Source organism: Acinetobacter sp. SK-43 (assembly GCF_015351505.1).
GTDB classification, from domain to species: Bacteria; Pseudomonadota; Gammaproteobacteria; order Pseudomonadales; family Moraxellaceae; genus Acinetobacter; species Acinetobacter junii.
On the sequence record NZ_JADKPY010000016.1, the window covers coordinates 66598 to 85399 of the forward strand.

Here is an 18802-nt window from a genome sequence, read left to right on the forward strand (position 1 = left end):
ATAAAGTTATATCAGCCTTTTAGTTAGTCGTGAAAAGCAAATATGTCGTGTATTTGCTTTTTTATTGGATGAAAAATGACAAGAAAACGGTTTTATCTATGAAAAGTTAAGAATTCTCTACAAAAAGTCGTTTGGTACTGGCAAAAAACAAGGTGATAATGTGCAGTTACATTTTTAGCTGTTGATTCATTTCTTATGTCGCATATTTCTGTCTTACTTCATGAAACCGTTGATGGCGTATTGGCAGGTCGCGATACTGGCATTTATGTTGATGCCACGTTCGGTCGAGGTGGTCATACTAAACTTTTGCTTTCTAAATTAGATCAAAATGCACGAGTTTATGGATTTGATAAAGATCCTCAAGCGCTAGAAGTTGCTGCGCAATTAGAACAAGAAGATCCACGTTTTAAAATTATTCATGCCAGTTTTGCTGATCTTCAATCTGAATTAGCGAATATTGGGATTACTGAAGTCGATGGCGTTATGGCAGATCTTGGAGTCTCTTCTCCTCAGTTAGATCAAGCAGAGCGTGGCTTCAGTTTTATGCAAAATGGACCATTGGATATGCGTATGGATAATTCAAAAGGTCCTACAGCAGCCGAGTGGTTACTAGAAATTGAAGAAGAAAAATTAGCGAATATTATTTATCAATATGGTGAAGAGCGTTATAGCCGCCGTATTGCTAAAGCGATTAAACAAGCAGGTGAGCTTACAACTACTGCGCAATTAGCCGAATTGGTGAAAACTGCGCATCCTAAATGGGAGAAGCATAAGCATCCTGCAACACGGACTTTTCAGGCAATCCGTATCGCAATTAACAAAGAACTAGAAGATATTGAGATATTTTTGCCGCAAGCTGTAGAATTACTCAAACCTAAAGGACAGTTGGCTGTGATTAGCTTCCATTCTTTAGAAGACCGCTTAATTAAGCAGTTTATCCAAAAAGAATCTACTTTAGCGGAGGATACGGGCTGGGGCATGCCTCAAGCTCAGATTGATACCCGTCGTTTGAAGAAGGTTTCTCGTATTCGTGCGAGTGAAGCAGAAGTAAAAGCAAATCCTCGTTCGCGTAGTGCTTGGTTGCGCGTGGCAGAGCGCTTAGAAAAGAAAGGCTAACAATGAACAACAAAAATGATGACGAAGTTGTATCGAACACCAAAAAAGGTCTAAAAAAAGTTGTTGTTTATGCGGTGTTAGTTGCATCAGTATTTATCAGCGCCATGATGGTGGTATTTCAGGTGTTTGAATATCGACATGATTATCGTGACCTGAGTGCTTATATGCGTGAAAGAGACGATTTAAATGCTGAATGGGGGCGTTTGCTGATCGAGCAACAAACCTTTGGTGCAACTGCCCAGATTGGTTCACGTGCAGTAACGCAATTGCGTATGTTTTCACCTCCAGCTGCGCAAACCGTTGTGATTTCTTTACCTATGACTACAAAGCAAGATAAATAAGGCATGCTGTATGGCAGATAAGCGAAGTAAACCAATACGTAAAAAACAGCAGTCTATCTCAGAAAAGCCAACTTTAGCTTTGGATATGTGGCGCTTTTACCTGCTTTGGGGAACGGTGCTACTGTGCTTTGTTGTCTTGGTTGCGCGTGCATTTTATGTGCAGGTTGTTAATAAAGACTTTTTACAAAATAAAGCCAATGCCAATATTTTGCGGACTGAACGTCTAGAAGCAATGCGAGGTGTAATTAGTGATCGTCATGGTGTGCCTTTGGCGATTAGCACACCCATCATGAAAATTGTGATTGATCCACGTGATTATTGGGAGGCGAAGCATCTTTATGATGAAATTACAGCTGAACTCCAAAAAGACCCAACTAATCGTAAACTCAAACGCCAGCTACCTGATAAAAACTTAAATTTAGATGAATTAGCAGATGCTGTTGGTATTGATCGTAAAGATTTAAGAAAGCAGATGAATGATCGACCTCGTTCACGCTATTTAGTTTTACAAAAAGAAATTCCGCCTCAACAAGCTGATTTAATTGTTAAACGTAACTTTCAGGGTGTTTATGCTGAGAAAAGTTATAAGCGTTACTACCCACAACCTCAACCCAATGCGCAAATTATTGGTTTAACCAATAGTGAAGGTAAAGGGATTGAAGGTTTAGAGATGCAACTGAATAAGCAATTATCTGGAATGGATGGTGAGCAGAAAATCATCCGTGATAAAAAAGGTAATCGCTTAAAAGTTTCAGAAGTTATCAAAGAAGTTGAGTCTGGTGAAAATATCACACTAAGCATCGACTCTCGCCTACAGTACATTATGTATCGGGAATTGACTGCAGCAGGTGTTGCCAATAATGCACGTTCTGCGACGGCAATCGCTGTAGATGTAAAAACGGGTGAAATCTTGGCAATGACCAGTTGGCCGTCTTATAACCCGAATGATAAAAATGGTTTAGCCAATAAAGATGCGATGCGTAACCGTGGTGCGATCGATATGTTCGAACCGGGTTCAACGATGAAACCTTTTACGGTTGCCGCAGCATTAGAAAGTGGTAAATACACACCAAATACGATTGTAAATACTGCGCCGGGAACCATGCGTTTAGGTTGGCATACCATTCGTGATACCCATAATTATGGTGCTTTAACACTGACGGGTATTATTGTTAAATCTTCTAACGTTGGTTCAGCAAAATTAGCACTATCTCTACCTAAAGACGCTTTGCCTTCATTTTTCCGTCGTGTTGGATTTGGTCATCGTTCCGACGTTAAATTCCCTGGTGAGAGTGCCGGTTTACTTTATTCTGGAGATAAATTAAATCCTTCTCAATTAGGAACCATGGCCTATGGTTATGGGTTGAATGCGACTATTTTGCAGTTAGCTCAAGGCTATGCAATGTTGGCAAATCATGGGGTTGAAATGCCACTCAGTCTGCGTAAGTTAGACAAAGCACCTGAAGGAAAACAGGTGCTTGATCCTAAAATTGCAGATCAAGTTTTGTTGATGTTAGAGCAGGTCACGATGCCAGGTGGTACTGCATTACAAGCTAACATCCCAGGATATCGTGTTGGTGGTAAAACAGGTACAGCACATAAATTACGTGCAGACCGTAAAGGCTATTCCAATAATGAATATCGTGCCTTGTTTGCAGGTGTTGCACCAGTCAGTGATCCTCGGCTTGCTATGATTATTGTCGTTGAGAATCCACAGGGACGCTATTATGGTGGTCTTGTTGCTGCTCCTGTTTTTGCTCGAATCATGCAAGAGTCATTGCGCTTATTAAATGTTCCTTTAGATAAACCTCTTGATACTCCACAAAATCCAATCCGTAGGTAGATTATGTCGATTACTTTTCAGCAGATACACCCAGTTAATATCGATGCGGTTTGGGTTTCACAGCCATTCAATGGCTTTTGTTTGGATAGCCGCAAGGTAGCCTCTGGGCAGATCTTTATCGCACTAAATAGCTATAGCCAACCTGAAAAGACCATTGAGTTTGCCCAAAAAGCTCTAGATTCAGGTGCGTTGGCTGTGATTAGCGAAAGTGCTTTAGGCTTAAAGAATGAGTGGGTGTGTCCCCAAGTACGTTACTTGATGGGTGAATGGCAAAAGCAGTATCTACAAGCGAGTGAGCCTGTACAAGCATTGCGGGGCGTTGCTGTAACGGGAACAAATGGCAAAACAACAATTTCACGTTTGGTGGCTGAGTTAATTAGTTCTCAAGGTTTGGGGTGTGCCGTTATGGGAACGACGGGTAATGGGATTTTACCTAATCTCACACCATCAACACATACGACCTTGGATGCCTTGCAGTTGCAAACTGCATTACATGACTATGCGCAGCAAGGTGCCAAATTTGTTGCGCTTGAAGCGAGTTCTCATGGTTTAGAGCAAGGTCGTTTAAATGGTTGTGATATCGAAATTGCGGTATACAGTAATTTGAGTCGAGATCATTTGGATTACCATGGCACTTTAGAGGCTTATGCCGAAGCTAAAGCATTGTTATTTAAATTTGCTACTTTAAAAGCGGTCGTGATTAATCTAGATGATCAATATGCTTCTATTATGCTAAAAGCAGCAAAAAATAACCCTTCACAACCTAAAATTCTAACTTATTCTTTAACTCAAACTTCTGCTGATTATCATATTGCGGATTTACAGTATCGTCTGAGTGGGGCAAGTTTTACACTGATCAGCCCTGTCGGAAGTTATGCGGTAAATAGTCCACTGCTGGGTCAGTTCAATGTTGAAAATCTTTTAGCTAGCTTAATTGCTGCGGAGTATGCAGGTTTTGATCTTGCTGACTTAGTGAAATTTGTGCCCGAACTAAAAGGCGCACCTGGTCGTATGCAGGTGATCCAAGACCATGAACGTTTATTTGTGGTGGATTATGCGCATACACCTGATGCATTGATTCAAGTGTTGACCACTTTGAAACGCCACGTCACAGGTCAACTTTGGGCTGTTTTTGGTTGTGGTGGAGACCGAGATCGAGGAAAGCGCCCACTGATGACACAGGCAGCCCTTGATCATGCCGATCCAGTAGTGCTGACTTCAGATAATCCTCGAACTGAGAATCCAGAACAAATTTTTGCTGATATGAAGCATGGTGTTGATTTTGATGGTCATCAAATAGATGAAATTCATGATCGCCGTGAGGCAATTAAATTTGTGGTCAAGCAAGCACAGGCAGGCGATATTGTTGTGATTGCGGGTAAAGGACATGAAAATTATCAAGAAATCGATGGTGTAAGACATTGGTTTGATGATGTGGTTGAAGTACAGTCAGCAATCGCTGCACAATCACATGTTTTAGATTCAGCTTATCCTGCGCAATAGGGAATATTATGCATACCTCCACAACCAGTACAGTTCCATTAGAGCCTTGGACTCCAGAACAATTACAAGAAGCAACTCAAGGTGAATGGCTTCATGGCAATATTCCTCAAGATGCAATAAAGCGAATTTTGACGGATTCACGTCATGCAGAAGTTGGCGATGTATTTCTTGCGCTGAAAGGTGAGCGTTTTGATGCTCATGATTTTGTGGCTCAGGTCGCGACTCAAGGCTGTCAAATTGCGATTGTAGAACGTCCTATAGATGTTGATATTACGCAATTGGTTGTTAAAGATACACGTTTAGCCTTAGGTGATCTAGGAGCCTATCGTCGTAAACAGAATGCACATCTGAAAGTGATCGCATTGACTGGAAGTAGTGGTAAGACAACAACTAAGGAAATGCTCGGGAGTATTCTCTCTCGTTTGGCACCGACATTGATTACACGTGGCAATTTAAATAACGATTTGGGCGTTCCAATGATGTTGCTTGAATTGCGTAAAGAACATCAATACGCGGTTATGGAATTAGGTGCAAGTCACCAAGGTGAGATTGATTATACGTCTAATTTGGTTCAACCTCATGTCGCAGGAATCCTAAATATTGGTACTGCACATTTAGGTGAATTTGGAGGGCGTGAAGGAATCTGTCGTGCTAAATCTGAGATCTATGCGCACATTTTACCTCAAGGAGTAGCGATCGTTCCTGCTGCTGATGATTTTACTGCCAACATTAGAAATAGTGCTCAAGCACACTCAAATTTAAGCTTTGGTCAAGGTGGTGATGTTTACGCGACTGAGATCGAATTAAAGCCTCAATCTGTTCGATTTAATTTACATACCCCACAAGGTCAGCGTGTAGTTAATTTACCTTTTGCTGGTGAGCATAATGTTCAAAATGCAACGGCGGCTACAGCCTTTGCTTTGGCAATTGGTATCGAACTAGATGATATCGTAGAGGGTTTGGAACAGGCTCAGGGTGCGAAAGGGCGTTTGAATTTTATTCAACATCAAAACCATTTGTTCATCGATGATACTTATAATGCGAATCCAACTTCAATGCGTGCTGCTGCCCAAGTGCTTTTGCAACAACAAGGCCTCAAGGTCATGGTCATGGGTGATATCGGTGAGTTAGGTGATAGTAGTTGGCAAGAGCATCATGATTTAGGTCGCGATTTAGCTGCTTTAGCCTTGGATCAAATTGTTGTAGTGGGTGAATTTGCAAATGCCGCATTACAAGGTTCATCCCACTCAGAAAAATTACACGCCTTTGCGACACAAGCAGAAGCTTTACCATTTTTAATTCAGTTAATTCAGACACATCAACCCCAGTCAATGAGTTTCCTCTTTAAAGGGTCTCGTTTTACCCACATGGAAACGTTGATGGCTGATTTGATGGAGAAAATCTAAATGTTGTTATGGTTATTTGAGCAACTGGCGGGCTATAACAGCTCATTTCAGGTTGTTCGTTATTTAACATTACGCTCGTTATTGAGCGTGTTAACTGCGCTTATGATTGGTTTGGTTTTAGGACCAATCATGATACGCAAGCTACAAGCTTTGAAATATGGTCAGGCAGTTAGCTCGTTTGCTCCAGAAAACCATGCTAAAAAAATGGGTACGCCAACGATGGGGGGAATCCTGATTCTGCTTTCAATTGGGATTAGTACGCTATTGTGGGCTGATCTTTCAAATCCTTATGTTTGGATTGTCCTAGGTGTCATGGTTGTCTTTGGTGCTGTTGGTTGGGCTGATGACTGGATTAAAATTCGTTATAAAGATAACGCTGGTTTGCCTGCTCGTAAGAAGTTCTTTTGGACTTCGGTTGCATCTTTAGGAGCAGGTGTTGCGTTGTATGTTATTGCAAAGCAACAAGATAGTGTTGTGCATACAGCAAATATGCTGGATTTGCTTATTCCGTTTTTTAAGAATCTTTCGATCCCACTTTCAGTTGTTCCTTTTGGATTAGCATTCATTGTATTTACTTATTTGGTAATCAATGGAGCGTCGAATGCAGTCAATCTAACTGATGGATTAGATGGACTAGCGATTATGCCAGTTGTTATGGTTGCTGCAGGTTTAGGCGTGTTTGCTTATTTGTCTGGTGACATTCGTTTTGCCAATTATTTGCATATTCCGTATGTAAAATATACTTCAGAGCTCGTGGTGATCTGTTCAGCAATGATCGGTGCTGGCTTAGCTTTCCTTTGGTATAATGCACACCCTGCACAAGTCTTTATGGGTGATGTAGGAGCATTAGCACTAGGTGCAATGTTGGGTACAATCGCTGTGATGGTTCGACAAGAAATTGTTTTTGCTATTATGGGTGGTGTTTTCGTAATGGAAGCTGTTTCAGTTTTCTTACAAATCGGATCCTTACGCATGCGGAATAAGCGTGTGTTCTTGATGGCACCTTTACACCATCATTATGAAAAGCAAGGTTGGAAAGAAACGCAAGTTGTTATCCGTTTCTGGATTATTACGATTTTCCTCGTTGTATTAGGGTTGATGACGTTAAAATTACGTTAAGCGAAAATTCACAAAAAAGCTGGTGGATACCGGCTTTTTTTTTGGAGAAAATAAATGAGTTTGCTGATGTGTCCTGTCTGTCGACACTCATTGGATTTGGTTGAAAACTCATGGCGATGTGAAAATGGACATCATTATGATGTTGCTAAGCAAGGCTATGTCAATTTGCATGTGGTACAGCATAAACATAGTAAAAGCCCAGGGGATACAGCAGAATCAGTTTTGGCTAGACGTGAATTCTTGCAAAAAGGTTTTTATGCACCTCTTCAAAACGCTGTTGTTGAGTTGCTACAAACATTGCAGCCCAGTTCTATTTTGGATATTGGGTGTGGTGAAGGCTATTACACAAGTGCAATGCAAGGTTGTGCAAAAGTCTGTATCGGTGTTGATATTGCAAAAACAGCAGTACAACGAGCTGCAAAACTGAATAATAAAGTCACATGGGTTGTTGGCACAGGTGCTACATTGCCAGTGAGGGACTCTGTAATTGATGTTTGTAGCAGTCTTTTTAGTCCTATCCCGCAAAGTGAAATTGGGCGGGTATTAAAACCAGAAGGATATTTGATTGTAGTAACGCCTGCACCGAAGCACTTGTTTGCATTGCGAGAAGCATTATTTGAACAAGTGAATTTGCATGAACCACAAAAATTCGTCGATCAGTTAAATGATGAATTTGATTTAAAGCAAGCACAGGTTATAGAAGCGTCACTGCGATTGGAACAACAAGATTTGAAGAATCTTATTGCGATGACTCCATATGCATATAAGGCAAATCCTGAGCGTAGAGCCCAATTAGAACAGCAAAATGAATTTGAGGTTACGGCTGCTTTTCAGATTTATTTATTTCAGAAAAGAAAGAAGCCATCAAATTGATGGCTTCGAATGAGTTATTGTATCTGATTAATTAGGTTTTCAATTCCATCTCGTTCCTTTTTAGGCACGGGGTTTTGTGAATCATTATTCATTGGAGGTGGTTGTCTATTTGCTGGAACAATAATTTGTTCTTCACCTGAAGCATTTGTTCCTGGTAAATCAGAAAAATCATTCTCAACAGAGCGTGTTTGTGGTGTTGGTTCTGGGCGATACAATGGTCGAGCCAATGGTGGAGCGGCGCGATACTCTTTTGTATCTTCAGTTGATTGGATCTGTAATTTAGCGCGTGAAATTGGATCTTTAGCATTTTTATCTAAATGTACCCATGACGATGGTGTGTCTTTGAGTGCATTTGCCATGAATGTTGTCCAAATTGGTAGGGCTGCAACGCCACCGTATTCTCTACGACCTAATGTGCGTGGCTGATCAAAACCAACCCAAGCTACCGCGACTAACTTTCCATTAAAACCTGCGAACCAAGCATCTTTTGCATCATTGGTTGTACCTGTTTTACCACCTAAATCATCACGACCAATTTTAAGCGCTGCACGACCTGTACCATGTTGAATTACATCGCGTAAGATATTCGCCATATCATATGCTGAACTTGATTTTAATATACGTTGAGCTTGACGATAATCGCTATTGGTTTTGGTGTCGACTGTAGATGTCGTTGTTTGTGCATCTGAAGCTGCGAGTGCGTCATCTAAAGATTCATTGGTGATCTCTTTAGTTTTAGCTTCTTCTGCAGCTTGTTGTTCTGCATAAGCATTTGGATTGTTGATACATGGGATGCAGGCATATTCAGGTTTGGCCTCATAAATGACTTTACCTGTTGCATCTTCAATACGTTTGATGAAATGTGGTTGAATTCGATATCCACCATTTGCAAAAGTAGCATAACCAGTAGCCATTTGAATTGGTAATACCTGTGGTGTACCTAAGGCAATTGTGTAGTTGCGAGGAATCTGTTCTTCTTCTAAACCAAAGTCCATAAACAGCTGTCTAGCTCGTTCAATTCCTACATTTTGCAATAAACGAACAGAGACTGTATTTCGAGAAAGGTAAAGCGCACGACGTAGAGGGATCATCCCAAGATAGCGTCCATCAGAGTTCTTTGGTGACCATTTCCCAATACGGATCGGGCTATCATTTACCATGCTATAGGGTGTCATACCTCGTTCTAAAGCGAGTGCATAAACAAAAGGTTTAATGGTCGAACCAGGTTGTCTCCAGCCTTGCACAGCACGGTTAAATTTCGATTGATAAAAATTATATCCGCCAACGACTGCTTCAATTGAGCCATCATTTGGGTTTAAGGCGATTAATTGTCCTTGAACTTTTGGAACTTGGACCAGTGACCAGGCTGATTTGTCTTCATTAGGACGTAAGCGGATAATGTCCTTTACCTTCACAATTTGGGATGCGCGAGAAGGCGCACCACCAACGCTATTCGCATTGCGATAAGGACGTGCCCATGACATGCCTGACCAATTTACGGTGACAGTCGAGCCATCTTGCATCAAAGCTTCAAATGAATTGGTATTTACTTTAGTTACTTGCGCTGGAAAAGTATTTGCATATGCCATAAATTGATTAAGTGGTTTGTCGTGATCTTCAGGACCACGCCAGCCATGTCGTCGATCATACGCCTCTAAACCATCTTGAATGGATTGTTCGGCGAATTTTTGTTTGTTGCTATCAATCGTTGTGTAAACTTTATAACCAGAATCAATCGCTTGTTCACCAAAATGTTCTACGAGTTCAGAACGAACCATTTCACCGACGTAAGGATGAACATTACTCACAGAGCGATCAATCATATTGAGATTGATCGGTTCAGCAACTGCTTTTTGATACTGTGATTGATTGATGTAACCTAGCTGTAACATTCGACCTAAAATCCAGTTACGACGCTCTAAAGCACGTTCAGGATTTACGACTGGATTGTATTTCGATGGTGCCTTAGGTAAACCAGCAATCATCGCCATTTGAGCGATACTAAGTTGATCTAAATTTTTGTTGTAATAAATTCTGGCTGCCGCAGCAATTCCATAGGCATTTTTACCTAAAAATATCTTATTTACATATGAACTTAAGATTTCTTGTTTGGTTAGATTTTGCTCTATTTTTCGTGCTAAAAATACTTCGGTAAGCTTACGCTTAAGTGTCCTTTCTGGGCTTAAATAATAGTTTTTCGCAACCTGCATGGTGATTGTTGAGCCACCAGTTTGCACGTCAGAACCTGTAATTGATTCAGTGAGTGCTCGACCTAAACCTTTGAAACTGATGCCATTATGTTCGAAGAAAGAGGAGTCTTCCGCTGCTAAAAAAGCATGAATAAATGTAGGGGGGATTTGCTCATATTGAACTGGAATGGATAGCTTACCACCATATTCTGCAATTAACTTATTATCAGCTGTATACACCTGTAATGGCTTCAATAATGGCGCTTTTTTAAGAGAGCTCATATCTGGCAAAGAGGGTGCTAGATAGAGATACATGCCATAAAAACCCATTGGAAGTGAGACTAAGATAATAATAAGCATCAAAAAAAATGGGCGAACAATGCCAGAACTGGATAGCTTTTTCATAATAAGTAAGTTTTAATAAGAGCGAATGGCAAACTAATTGTGGTCAGTATATCCTTTAGACATACGGATTGTTAGATGAGATATTGTATCCGTATAAATTAAAGACCAAAACAAATTAGTGTGTTGTATTTTTGGGGATAAAAAAATAAATAGGAAAGTACTGTGCTCAGGTTATATCGTAAACCAAATAAGGGGTTAGTGGGTGTCGATATTAGTTCGACAACTGTTAAGTTATTGGAACTCTCTGTTAAGAACGGTCGATATTGGGTTGAAAGTTATGCATTGATGCCACTACCTGAAAATAGTGTGGTTGAGAAAAGCATTTTAAACCCAGAAGCAGTTGGCGACGCGCTTGAACGAGTTGTTAATCTTGCAAACCCTCACACTACCAATGTGGCTATTGCCGTGCCTACTTCGATGGTCATTAATAAGATCATCGAGATGGATGCTGACATGACGGATGATGAGCGGGAAGTTCAAATTCGTATGGATGCAGAGCAATATATTCCATTCCCATTAGATGAAGTTAGTTTGGACTTTGAAGTCTTAGCTGATCGATTGGCAAATCCTAATCGTGTCAATGTGTTATTAGTCGCTACGCGTACTGAGAATGTTGATTCACGTGTTGAAGTTCTGGAACTAGCAGGTCTAAAGGCAAAGATTGCTGAAGTCGAAAGTTATGCGATGGAGCGTGCTTTTAGTGTATTCGCTGATACGCTACCTATGGGTGCGAATACAGTGGGTATTCTAGATATTGGGCATACGATGACGACGTTATCGGTCATGCAAAAAGGTAAAATTATCTATACTCGTGAGCAAGTGTTTGGTGGAAAACAACTTACTCAAGACGTTCAAAATCGCTATGGTTTATCTTTTGAAGAAGCTGGTCGAGCTAAAAAAGAAAGAAGTTTGCCAGATGATTACGATACCGAAGTTTTAGAACCGTTTCTTGATGCAGTTGTGCAACAAGCCGCACGTTCGCTGCAATTCTTTTTCTCATCGTCTCAATTTAATGAGATTGACCACATCCTGTTAGCAGGTGGTAATGCCAATATTCCAGGCCTAGCTAAACTGTTACAACAAAAGCTAGGTTATCGAGTAACGATTGCCAACCCATTTTTACAAATGGGCTTTTCTCCCCAAATCGATATCAAAAAAATAGAAAATGATGCCTCATCGTTGATGGTGGCATGTGGATTAGCATTGAGGAGTTTTGATTAATGGCAAAGATTAACTTACTCCCTTGGCGTGATGAGCTAAGAGAACAACGAAAGAAACAATTTATTGCATATTGTGTAGGGGTCGCTGCATTAGGTGTGGCGTCAGTTTTGGCAGGATGGGGTTATCTTGATTACAAATTAAATGATCAAGAACAAGCGAACCAACTGATTGTGAGCACAAATCAAAATCTTGATGCTCAATTAAAATCCCTAGATGGCTTGCAAGAGCGACGTAATGCAATTATTGAACGGATGAAACTCATTCAAGGATTGCAAGGTCAAAGACCTGTTGCTGTACGTTTAATCGATGAATTGGTGCGAGTAACTCCGCCAACCATGTATTTGACTAAATTTACACGTACAGGAGATAAGTTCACGATAGAAGGTAAAGCTGAAAGTCCAAATACGGTTGCTGAGTTACTGAGAAATCTTGAAGCATCGCCGTGGTATCGCAATGCTTTTATGAATTCCTTTTTAGCGGCTGAAGAGAAAAAAGACAAAACTGTCAGCTCGCTTATACCTCGTATTGAAGAAAACTATGGAAGTTTTGTTGTAACTGTTGATCTTGGTGAAATAGGTACAACAGTTGAAGCTGACCCATTAGCAGAAACGGTCGCATCAGGAACAGTGGGGGCAGCACAATGAGTCAAGAAGAATTAAATGAACTCAATCAAGATGTTGCTGTAAAGAAAAAGAAAATGACAGTAGAGCAATTCTTTCAGCAATTTAATACGCTTGATATGAATAATTACGGTAGCTGGCCGCTATCTGTAAAAGTGACATGTTGGGTTTTTGTTTTTTTAGCTGTTTTAGCACTTGGTTACTTTGTTGTTATTAAATCTCAGCTTGAGCGTATTGCTAATGAAGAGGCTAAAGAGCAAAGTTTATTGAATGAATTTAGAGAAAAAGACTCTAAACTGCGTAATTTGCAGCGTTACCAAGCTCAGTTACAAGAAATGGAAGCTAATTTTAATCAGCAACTAGAACAATTGCCGAAAGAAACTGAGATTCCAAGTTTGGTTGAAGATATTAACTTGACTGGTGTGAATTCGGGGTTGAAGTTTAAGAATATTCGCTTAGAAAATGAGGTTAAGCAAGAATTCTTTATTGAACAACCGATTAGTATTGAAGCAACTGGCGATTATCATGCATTTGGAGCATTTGCTACAGGTATTGCTGCACTGCCTCGAATTGTAACTTTACATGATTTCACGGTTGAAGCTTCAGAAGATAAGACGAAGAAGTCAGATATTCCTGTTGTGAATTACTCTGTTAAGGCAAAAACCTACCGTTATGTGGGTGCTGATGATGCAGCAAATACTGAGGTTGGAGCGGCGGTACCTCCTCAGAATAATCCACCTAGTCAAGGAGGAACTAACTAATGAATAATTATAAATTATTGTTTAGTTTTATGGCTGGGCTTGTTTTGGTTGGATGTGATTCAAAAATTGACGCTGTAAACCAAAAAATGGCTGAAATTCGGAACGAACCTGCTTTACCTATTGAGCCAGCACCGGTATTTAGCCCTGTACCATTATTTAACTATTCAGCACATCAATTGAAAAGTCCATTTATGCCAAGCTCATTGGCGGCTGAGTTAAAGATCATGGCGGGTAAACGGGTTTATCCAAATTTCAATCGTCAACCGCAACCACTGGAAAGTTATGCGTTGGAATCCCTAAATATGAAGGGTAGCATGCGTGGCAAAACAAATGAAACGATAGCACTGATTCAGACCCCGGACCGACAAATTGAGCGGGTGCAGGTTGGAAACTACTTAGGAATGAATCAAGGTCGAGTGGTAAAAATTAGTCCGACTCAGATTGATTTGGTGGAAATTGTACCAGATGGGCGTGATGGTTATGTGGAGAGACCAAGAACACTCGTTCTAATTGGTATGGCACCATAAAATTAAGGGAATAAAAATGAAAAAACAGATTAAAGATTCTTTATTTGGGGAAGCGAAGACCATGAATCATGCATTCCGTCAATTTTCTATGGCTGCGGTTGCAATTGCTATTTCGCAAGTAGCTTCGGCACAGGTGGGTATTACAAATATTGTGCCGATGAACTTGGGTGATCAGGGTACTGAAATCAGAGTCATGTTTAATGGTTTGCCTCCTCAACCACAGGCCTATCAACTTGAGCAGCCTGCTCGTTTAATTTTAGATTTTGATAAGGCTCAGCAGAACTTAAAGCAAACATCCATTCCTGTTTCAACCAATGAAGCAAGTTCAATCAATGTGGCTGCAGATGATCAGCGTGCTCGTTTGATCGTGAATCTAAAGGATTCTGGTGCATTCACAACCCGTGTTGAAGGTAATACTTTTGTTTTAAAAATAAATTCAGCAAAACCAGCTTTAATCAGTAATCCTACGGTTGCTACTCGACAAGTTCAACAAGGGGTTTCCAATATTGGTTTTCAACGAGGAAATCAAGGTGAAGGACTAGTTGTTATCGATTTATTGGGGGGTAATACACCAGTAGATGTACAACAACAAGGAAGTAAAATTGTTGTTCGTACTCTTGGAAATAAAATCCCAACGCACTTGGCGCGTCGTTTAAATACTAATGATTTTGCGACCCCCGTAGCAAGTATTGATGCTTATAACAATAAAGGAAATGGAGTTATTACTATTCAGTCTGCAGGTAGCTATGAGTACATGGCCTATCAGGCAGAGAACAAACTTACAATTAGCTTGAAACGACCAGAAGATAAATCACCGAATAAAGCTAAACCACAAAGTTATACTGGAAATAAAATTTCATTGGATTTCCAGGATATTGAAGTGCGCCGTGTTTTGCAGTTGTTAGCAGACTTCACAGGAATCAACATGGTTGCTGCTGATACTGTACAAGGAAATATTACACTACGTCTTAAAGACGTTCCTTGGGATCAGGCTCTTGATATCGTTTTGAAAACAAAAAATTTGGATAAGCGCCGTAATGGAAATGTAATTTGGATTGCACCAGTTACGGAGCTGATCAAAGCGGAAGAGGATGAGGCAAAAGCAATCGCCCAAAGTGTGAAACTTGCACCTTTGCAAACAGAATATATTCAATTGAGTTATGCGAAAGCGGTTGATATTGAAAAGCTTATTACTCAAGGTAAAAATGGCTCAGGTAATGGTAATCGTAACCAGGGAGCTAATGATCTGTTAGGGGATAGCGTAGGTAGTTTATTGAGCCCACGCGGAACTGTTTCGATTGACCCACGGACAAATACGTTGATTATAAATGATACATCACAAAAGATTGATCAAATACGTAAAATGATCGATTTACTCGATGTTTCGGTTAAGCAGGTTATGATTGAAGCACGTATTGTGCGTGCGAGTACAGACTTTACCAAAGAGATGGGTGTGAAGTGGGGGATATTGTCTCAAGGTATAGCATCTAATAATGATTTGCTTGTTGGTGGTAGTGATACAACTTTATGGAATTTACGAGAACCTACAGCTGATAGTGAAACTGGTGGTTGGAAATATGATATTGAGCGTCCAGATAATCTGAATGTGAATTTAGGTGCTGTGACACCTGGAGCAAGTCGTATTGCTTTTGGTTTAATTAGTCTTTCAGATTTTATGTTGGACCTAGAGTTGTCGGCTGTTCAGGCTGATGGTTATGGTGAAGTAATCTCAACTCCGAAAGTTCTAACCGCAGATAAGCAAGCTGCAAAAATTGAATCAGGGACTCAAATTCCTTATTCATCTTCTACGGGTGGTGGAGCTAATGCTGTTCCAAAAACTGAATTTATTGATGCGACCTTAAGTTTGGATGTTACACCAAGTATTACCCCTGAGGGTAAGGTGATGATGAAATTAAACATCACCAAAGACTCACCAGGAACACCAACACCTACAGGGCAGTTGACGATTAATAAAAACACAATTGATACGAATGTTGTGGTTGATAATGGTGAAACTGTTGTTCTTGGTGGAATCTTCGAGCAAGAAAATATTAATTCTCAGACCAAAGTTCCATTCTTGGGTGATTTACCTTATGTTGGGAAATTATTCCGCAGAGAGTCTAAACAAGACAATAAACGCGAGTTGCTTATTTTTGTTACGCCGAGAATTGTTAATGACACTTTGACAAGAAATCATTAATATATTTTCAATAGTCGCAATGAATATAGGTGGCGCGTTGCCAAGCAAAGCGTTTGAATCCCTACCAAATATTTATTTGGTAGGGCCAATGGGGGCAGGTAAAACAACAGTTGGTCGGCATTTAGCAGAATTGTTAGGTCGTGATTTTATTGATAGTGATCATGAAATCGAACGTAAAACAGGCGCTACCATTCCATGGATATTTGAAAAAGAAGGTGAAGTGGGATTTCGTTTACGCGAGACAAATGTATTAAATGACTTAACTTCTCGTTCATCATTAGTTCTAGCAACAGGTGGTGGTGCAGTTACTCAAGCAGAAAATCGTCAATTCCTTCATCAGCGAGGAATAGTTGTTTATCTTTATACGCCTGTAGAACTTCAACTGCAGCGTACCTATCGTGATAAAAATCGTCCATTACTTCAAGTTGAAAATCCTGAAAAGAAACTTAGAGAATTGCTAGATGCGAGAGATCCACTCTATCGCGAAGTTGCTCATTATATTATTGAAACAAATCAAGGTGCAGCAAGAGATTTAGCTCAAAGAATTCTTCAGTTAATTTTATCTAAACAAGTCAAGTAATTTATTTAGTGGTTAATGCTATGCAGACGTTACATGTAGAGTTGGGGGATCGTCGGTATCCGATTTTTATTGGTAGTCATTTAGATCCCAAGAGATTACTTGAACCTTATCTGCACGGACGACAAGTGATGTTGGTATCTAACACAACTGTCGCACCTTTATACGCGGAGCATTATGGTAAAGCTTTAGAGCAATTAGATAAACAAGTTGCAACTTGTATCTTACCTGATGGTGAGCAGTATAAAGATATTGAGCATTTGAATCTGATTTTTAATGCTTTATTAGAAGCAGGTTTTAATCGAGATTGTACAGTGCTTGCCTTAGGTGGTGGTGTTGTAGGTGATATGGCTGGTTTTGCATCCGCTTGTTTTCAACGTGGTGTAAATTTCATTCAGGTTCCTACAACTTTATTGTCGCAAGTGGACTCGAGTGTTGGGGGTAAAACAGGAATTAATCATCCACTGGGCAAAAATATGCTGGGTGCATTTCAACAACCTCAAGTTGTACTTGCGGATATGGCGCAGTTAGACACTTTGCCTGATCGAGAGTTGTCGGCGGGATTGGCAGAAGTGATTAAATATGCCTTACTTGGTGATCTTGATTTTTTAACTTGGCTCGAAGAGAACATGGATGGGTTGGTTGCTCGAGATGCAAACCTGTTAGCTGAAGCAGTTTATCGCTCTTGTGCTCATAAGGCTAGAATTGTTGCAAATGATGAGAAAGAGCAAGGTGAACGAGCTTTGTTGAATTTAGGTCATACATTTGGGCATGCAATAGAGTCTTATTTAGGTTACGGTATTTGGTTGCATGGAGAAGCTGTTGCTACGGGGATGGTGATGGCTGCTGATTTGTCTGAACGTTTGGGTTGGATCTCAAGGGGAGATCTTGAGCGTACAAAAAAAATCATTCAACGTGCTCGTTTACCGATATCATGTCCAAAAATTCCTCTTGAAGAATTCTTAGCTTATATGGCACATGATAAGAAAGTTTTGAATGGTCAATTGCGTTTGGTTTTGTTGAAACAACTTGGACAAGCAGTGATCACTAAGGATTTTGATGTTGAGCTGATGAAACAAGCAATTCTTGCAAACCAAAGCGCGTAATTAAAATTAGGGTAATATAGCTGTGTCACGATCAATTTGGCAAAATATTCAACAGTATAGCTGGCTTTTTTTCTCTATCGCTTGTTTGGTGGCTGCACTGATATTTTGGGCTGTAACGGATCGTGATGCACTTGTTGAGGTGGATCACCCTTCTAAAAATGAAGCACAGGTTGAAATTAAGTCTGAAAAAGTAACAGCGACTACGAATTTAGGTGCATTAACGAATGAGGTTAAACCACTAGATTTGACAACTCGTGTTGTTGTGTCGAATGAACATGCACCTGAATTCCGTGGAACAAAATTTATCAGTGAAAATCAACGTCAATGGGTTGTTGAAATTTTTCGTAGTTCGGATGAGGCAATTGTTAAAAACTTTTTGTTGAGTCGTGCAGATCGGAATAAATTTAGTTATTTTCGTTTGAGTGGTGATCAACAAGTTGAACAATATGTATTGGCATATGGTCTTTTCCCAAACGCTAAAGAAGCTAAACGTCAATTTTCCCAACTTAATTTAGTTTTACCAAAGTCAATACATCCGACCATTCAGCAATTATCTGCTTATATATCTTATGTAAATGATTTAGGCTCAGATGAGTTAAAGTCAGCTTCGAATCAGTTATTTGAAGTGCGATTGAAGCCAGCAGCATTACCTAAAATAGATGAAACTTTGTTGATGAGTGGGCAGCAGGCGAAGGGTTCATCAAATACCGCTACAACTCAGAGTGTAAATACATCGACAACTGTGACTACAACTGTGACTCAGCGTGATGCACAAGGTAATGTGGTTAACGTTAGACAAAGTCAGTCTAATCAACAAAATAATAGCTCAACTCCTGAAAAAATAAGAGAAAATTCAGATTCTTCTAGAAGAGAAGTAACGGATCCATTTAATTGATCTTGCATTAAAATGGTGCAAAATAGTTCAAAATTGTTGCATTAAGCTTTTTTTTGGTGCAATTTTGTTCTAAAAGGAAACGACTCATATCTTTATAATT

Annotated in this window: 16 protein-coding genes; 15 read left to right on the top strand and 1 reads right to left on the bottom strand. The window is 40.0% G+C overall.

The window, feature by feature from the left end; all coding sequences use genetic code 11:
• Positions 1 to 195 precede the first annotated feature (195 nt).
• Genes rsmH through IRT38_RS04465 form a run of 7 tightly spaced genes read left to right on the top strand, consistent with a single transcriptional unit; the run spans position 196 to position 8201 of the window.
• Positions 196 to 1116, top strand: coding sequence for a 16S rRNA (cytosine(1402)-N(4))-methyltransferase RsmH (gene rsmH / locus IRT38_RS04435; protein WP_194597032.1), 921 nt, complete (start codon positions 196 to 198; stop codon positions 1114 to 1116).
• 2 nt (positions 1117 to 1118) lie between these two features.
• Positions 1119 to 1457, top strand: a complete 339-nt coding sequence (locus IRT38_RS04440; RefSeq protein WP_004951532.1) for a cell division protein FtsL — start codon at positions 1119 to 1121, stop codon at positions 1455 to 1457.
• Positions 1458 to 1467: 10 nt separating this feature from the next.
• Positions 1468 to 3300 carry a penicillin-binding protein PBP3 gene (gene ftsI, locus IRT38_RS04445; protein WP_004964619.1) on the top strand — a complete coding sequence of 611 codons (1833 nt, stop codon included), beginning with the start codon at positions 1468 to 1470 and terminating at the stop codon, positions 3298 to 3300.
• A gap of 3 nt (positions 3301 to 3303) precedes the next feature.
• On the top strand, positions 3304 to 4803 hold the full coding sequence (locus IRT38_RS04450) for a UDP-N-acetylmuramoyl-L-alanyl-D-glutamate--2,6-diaminopimelate ligase (protein WP_194597033.1): 1500 nt from the start codon (positions 3304 to 3306) through the stop codon (positions 4801 to 4803).
• An 8-nt stretch (positions 4804 to 4811) separates the two neighbouring features.
• The gene (murF, locus tag IRT38_RS04455; protein ID WP_194597034.1) at positions 4812 to 6209 is read left to right on the top strand and encodes a UDP-N-acetylmuramoyl-tripeptide--D-alanyl-D-alanine ligase; all 1398 of its coding nucleotides are present in this window, start codon (positions 4812 to 4814) and stop codon (positions 6207 to 6209) included.
• Positions 6210 to 7328 carry a phospho-N-acetylmuramoyl-pentapeptide-transferase gene (mraY, locus tag IRT38_RS04460; protein ID WP_004909640.1) on the top strand — a complete coding sequence of 373 codons (1119 nt, stop codon included), beginning with the start codon at positions 6210 to 6212 and terminating at the stop codon, positions 7326 to 7328.
• 54 nt (positions 7329 to 7382) lie between these two features.
• Positions 7383 to 8201, top strand: coding sequence for a putative RNA methyltransferase (locus IRT38_RS04465; protein ID WP_004964610.1), 819 nt, complete (start codon positions 7383 to 7385; stop codon positions 8199 to 8201).
• A 14-nt stretch (positions 8202 to 8215) separates the two neighbouring features.
• Here the strand turns inward: IRT38_RS04465 and ponA are convergent, their stop codons facing one another.
• Positions 8216 to 10795 carry a penicillin-binding protein PBP1a gene (gene ponA / locus IRT38_RS04470; protein WP_194597035.1) on the bottom strand — a complete coding sequence of 860 codons (2580 nt, stop codon included), beginning with the start codon at positions 10793 to 10795 and terminating at the stop codon, positions 8216 to 8218.
• Positions 10796 to 10957: 162 nt separating this feature from the next.
• On the opposite strand from ponA, the gene IRT38_RS04475 reads away from it, so the two are divergent.
• The 8 genes from IRT38_RS04475 (at position 10958) to IRT38_RS04510 (ending at position 18702) form a co-directional block, all read left to right on the top strand.
• Positions 10958 to 12016 (top strand): pilus assembly protein PilM, encoded by a 1059-nt coding sequence (locus IRT38_RS04475; RefSeq protein ID WP_004951546.1) that lies wholly within the window; start codon positions 10958 to 10960, stop codon positions 12014 to 12016.
• Positions 12016 to 12660: a PilN domain-containing protein gene (locus IRT38_RS04480; RefSeq protein WP_004909633.1), complete on the top strand. Its 645-nt coding sequence runs from the start codon at positions 12016 to 12018 to the stop codon at positions 12658 to 12660. The genes IRT38_RS04475 and IRT38_RS04480 overlap by 1 nt, the downstream gene beginning before the upstream one ends.
• On the top strand, positions 12657 to 13397 hold the full coding sequence (locus IRT38_RS04485; RefSeq protein WP_194597036.1) for a type 4a pilus biogenesis protein PilO: 741 nt from the start codon (positions 12657 to 12659) through the stop codon (positions 13395 to 13397). The genes IRT38_RS04480 and IRT38_RS04485 overlap by 4 nt, the downstream gene beginning before the upstream one ends.
• The gene (locus IRT38_RS04490; RefSeq protein ID WP_004909624.1) at positions 13397 to 13924 is read left to right on the top strand and encodes a pilus assembly protein PilP; all 528 of its coding nucleotides are present in this window, start codon (positions 13397 to 13399) and stop codon (positions 13922 to 13924) included. Before IRT38_RS04485 ends, IRT38_RS04490 begins: the two co-directional genes overlap by 1 nt.
• A gap of 61 nt (positions 13925 to 13985) precedes the next feature.
• Positions 13986 to 16124, top strand: coding sequence for a type IV pilus secretin PilQ family protein (gene pilQ / locus IRT38_RS04495; RefSeq protein ID WP_194597062.1), 2139 nt, complete (start codon positions 13986 to 13988; stop codon positions 16122 to 16124).
• 19 nt (positions 16125 to 16143) lie between these two features.
• A complete protein-coding gene (gene aroK, locus IRT38_RS04500) occupies positions 16144 to 16704 on the top strand; it encodes a shikimate kinase AroK (protein ID WP_151722988.1) in 561 nt (186 codons plus the stop codon).
• Between the two features lie 20 nt (positions 16705 to 16724).
• On the top strand, positions 16725 to 17807 hold the full coding sequence (gene aroB, locus IRT38_RS04505; RefSeq protein WP_194597037.1) for a 3-dehydroquinate synthase: 1083 nt from the start codon (positions 16725 to 16727) through the stop codon (positions 17805 to 17807).
• A gap of 16 nt (positions 17808 to 17823) precedes the next feature.
• The gene (locus IRT38_RS04510; RefSeq protein WP_194597063.1) at positions 17824 to 18702 is read left to right on the top strand and encodes a hypothetical protein; all 879 of its coding nucleotides are present in this window, start codon (positions 17824 to 17826) and stop codon (positions 18700 to 18702) included.
• The last annotated feature ends 100 nt before the right edge of the window (positions 18703 to 18802 follow it).

Bases quoted from the DNA above. Each gene is read 5' to 3' on its own strand.
- rsmH (WP_194597032.1), top strand. From the start codon at position 196: ATGTCGCATATTTCTGTCTTACTTCATGAAACCGTTGATGGCGTATTG.
- IRT38_RS04440 (WP_004951532.1), top strand. From the start codon at position 1,119: ATGAACAACAAAAATGATGACGAAGTTGTATCGAACACCAAAAAAGGT.
- ftsI (WP_004964619.1), top strand. From the start codon at position 1,468: ATGGCAGATAAGCGAAGTAAACCAATACGTAAAAAACAGCAGTCTATC.
- IRT38_RS04450 (WP_194597033.1), top strand. From the start codon at position 3,304: ATGTCGATTACTTTTCAGCAGATACACCCAGTTAATATCGATGCGGTT.
- murF (WP_194597034.1), top strand. From the start codon at position 4,812: ATGCATACCTCCACAACCAGTACAGTTCCATTAGAGCCTTGGACTCCA.
- mraY (WP_004909640.1), top strand. From the start codon at position 6,210: ATGTTGTTATGGTTATTTGAGCAACTGGCGGGCTATAACAGCTCATTT.
- IRT38_RS04465 (WP_004964610.1), top strand. From the start codon at position 7,383: ATGAGTTTGCTGATGTGTCCTGTCTGTCGACACTCATTGGATTTGGTT.
- ponA (WP_194597035.1), bottom strand. From the start codon at position 10,795: ATGAAAAAGCTATCCAGTTCTGGCATTGTTCGCCCATTTTTTTTGATG.
- IRT38_RS04480 (WP_004909633.1), top strand. From the start codon at position 12,016: ATGGCAAAGATTAACTTACTCCCTTGGCGTGATGAGCTAAGAGAACAA.
- IRT38_RS04485 (WP_194597036.1), top strand. From the start codon at position 12,657: ATGAGTCAAGAAGAATTAAATGAACTCAATCAAGATGTTGCTGTAAAG.
- IRT38_RS04490 (WP_004909624.1), top strand. From the start codon at position 13,397: ATGAATAATTATAAATTATTGTTTAGTTTTATGGCTGGGCTTGTTTTG.
- pilQ (WP_194597062.1), top strand. From the start codon at position 13,986: ATGAATCATGCATTCCGTCAATTTTCTATGGCTGCGGTTGCAATTGCT.
- aroK (WP_151722988.1), top strand. From the start codon at position 16,144: ATGAATATAGGTGGCGCGTTGCCAAGCAAAGCGTTTGAATCCCTACCA.
- aroB (WP_194597037.1), top strand. From the start codon at position 16,725: ATGCAGACGTTACATGTAGAGTTGGGGGATCGTCGGTATCCGATTTTT.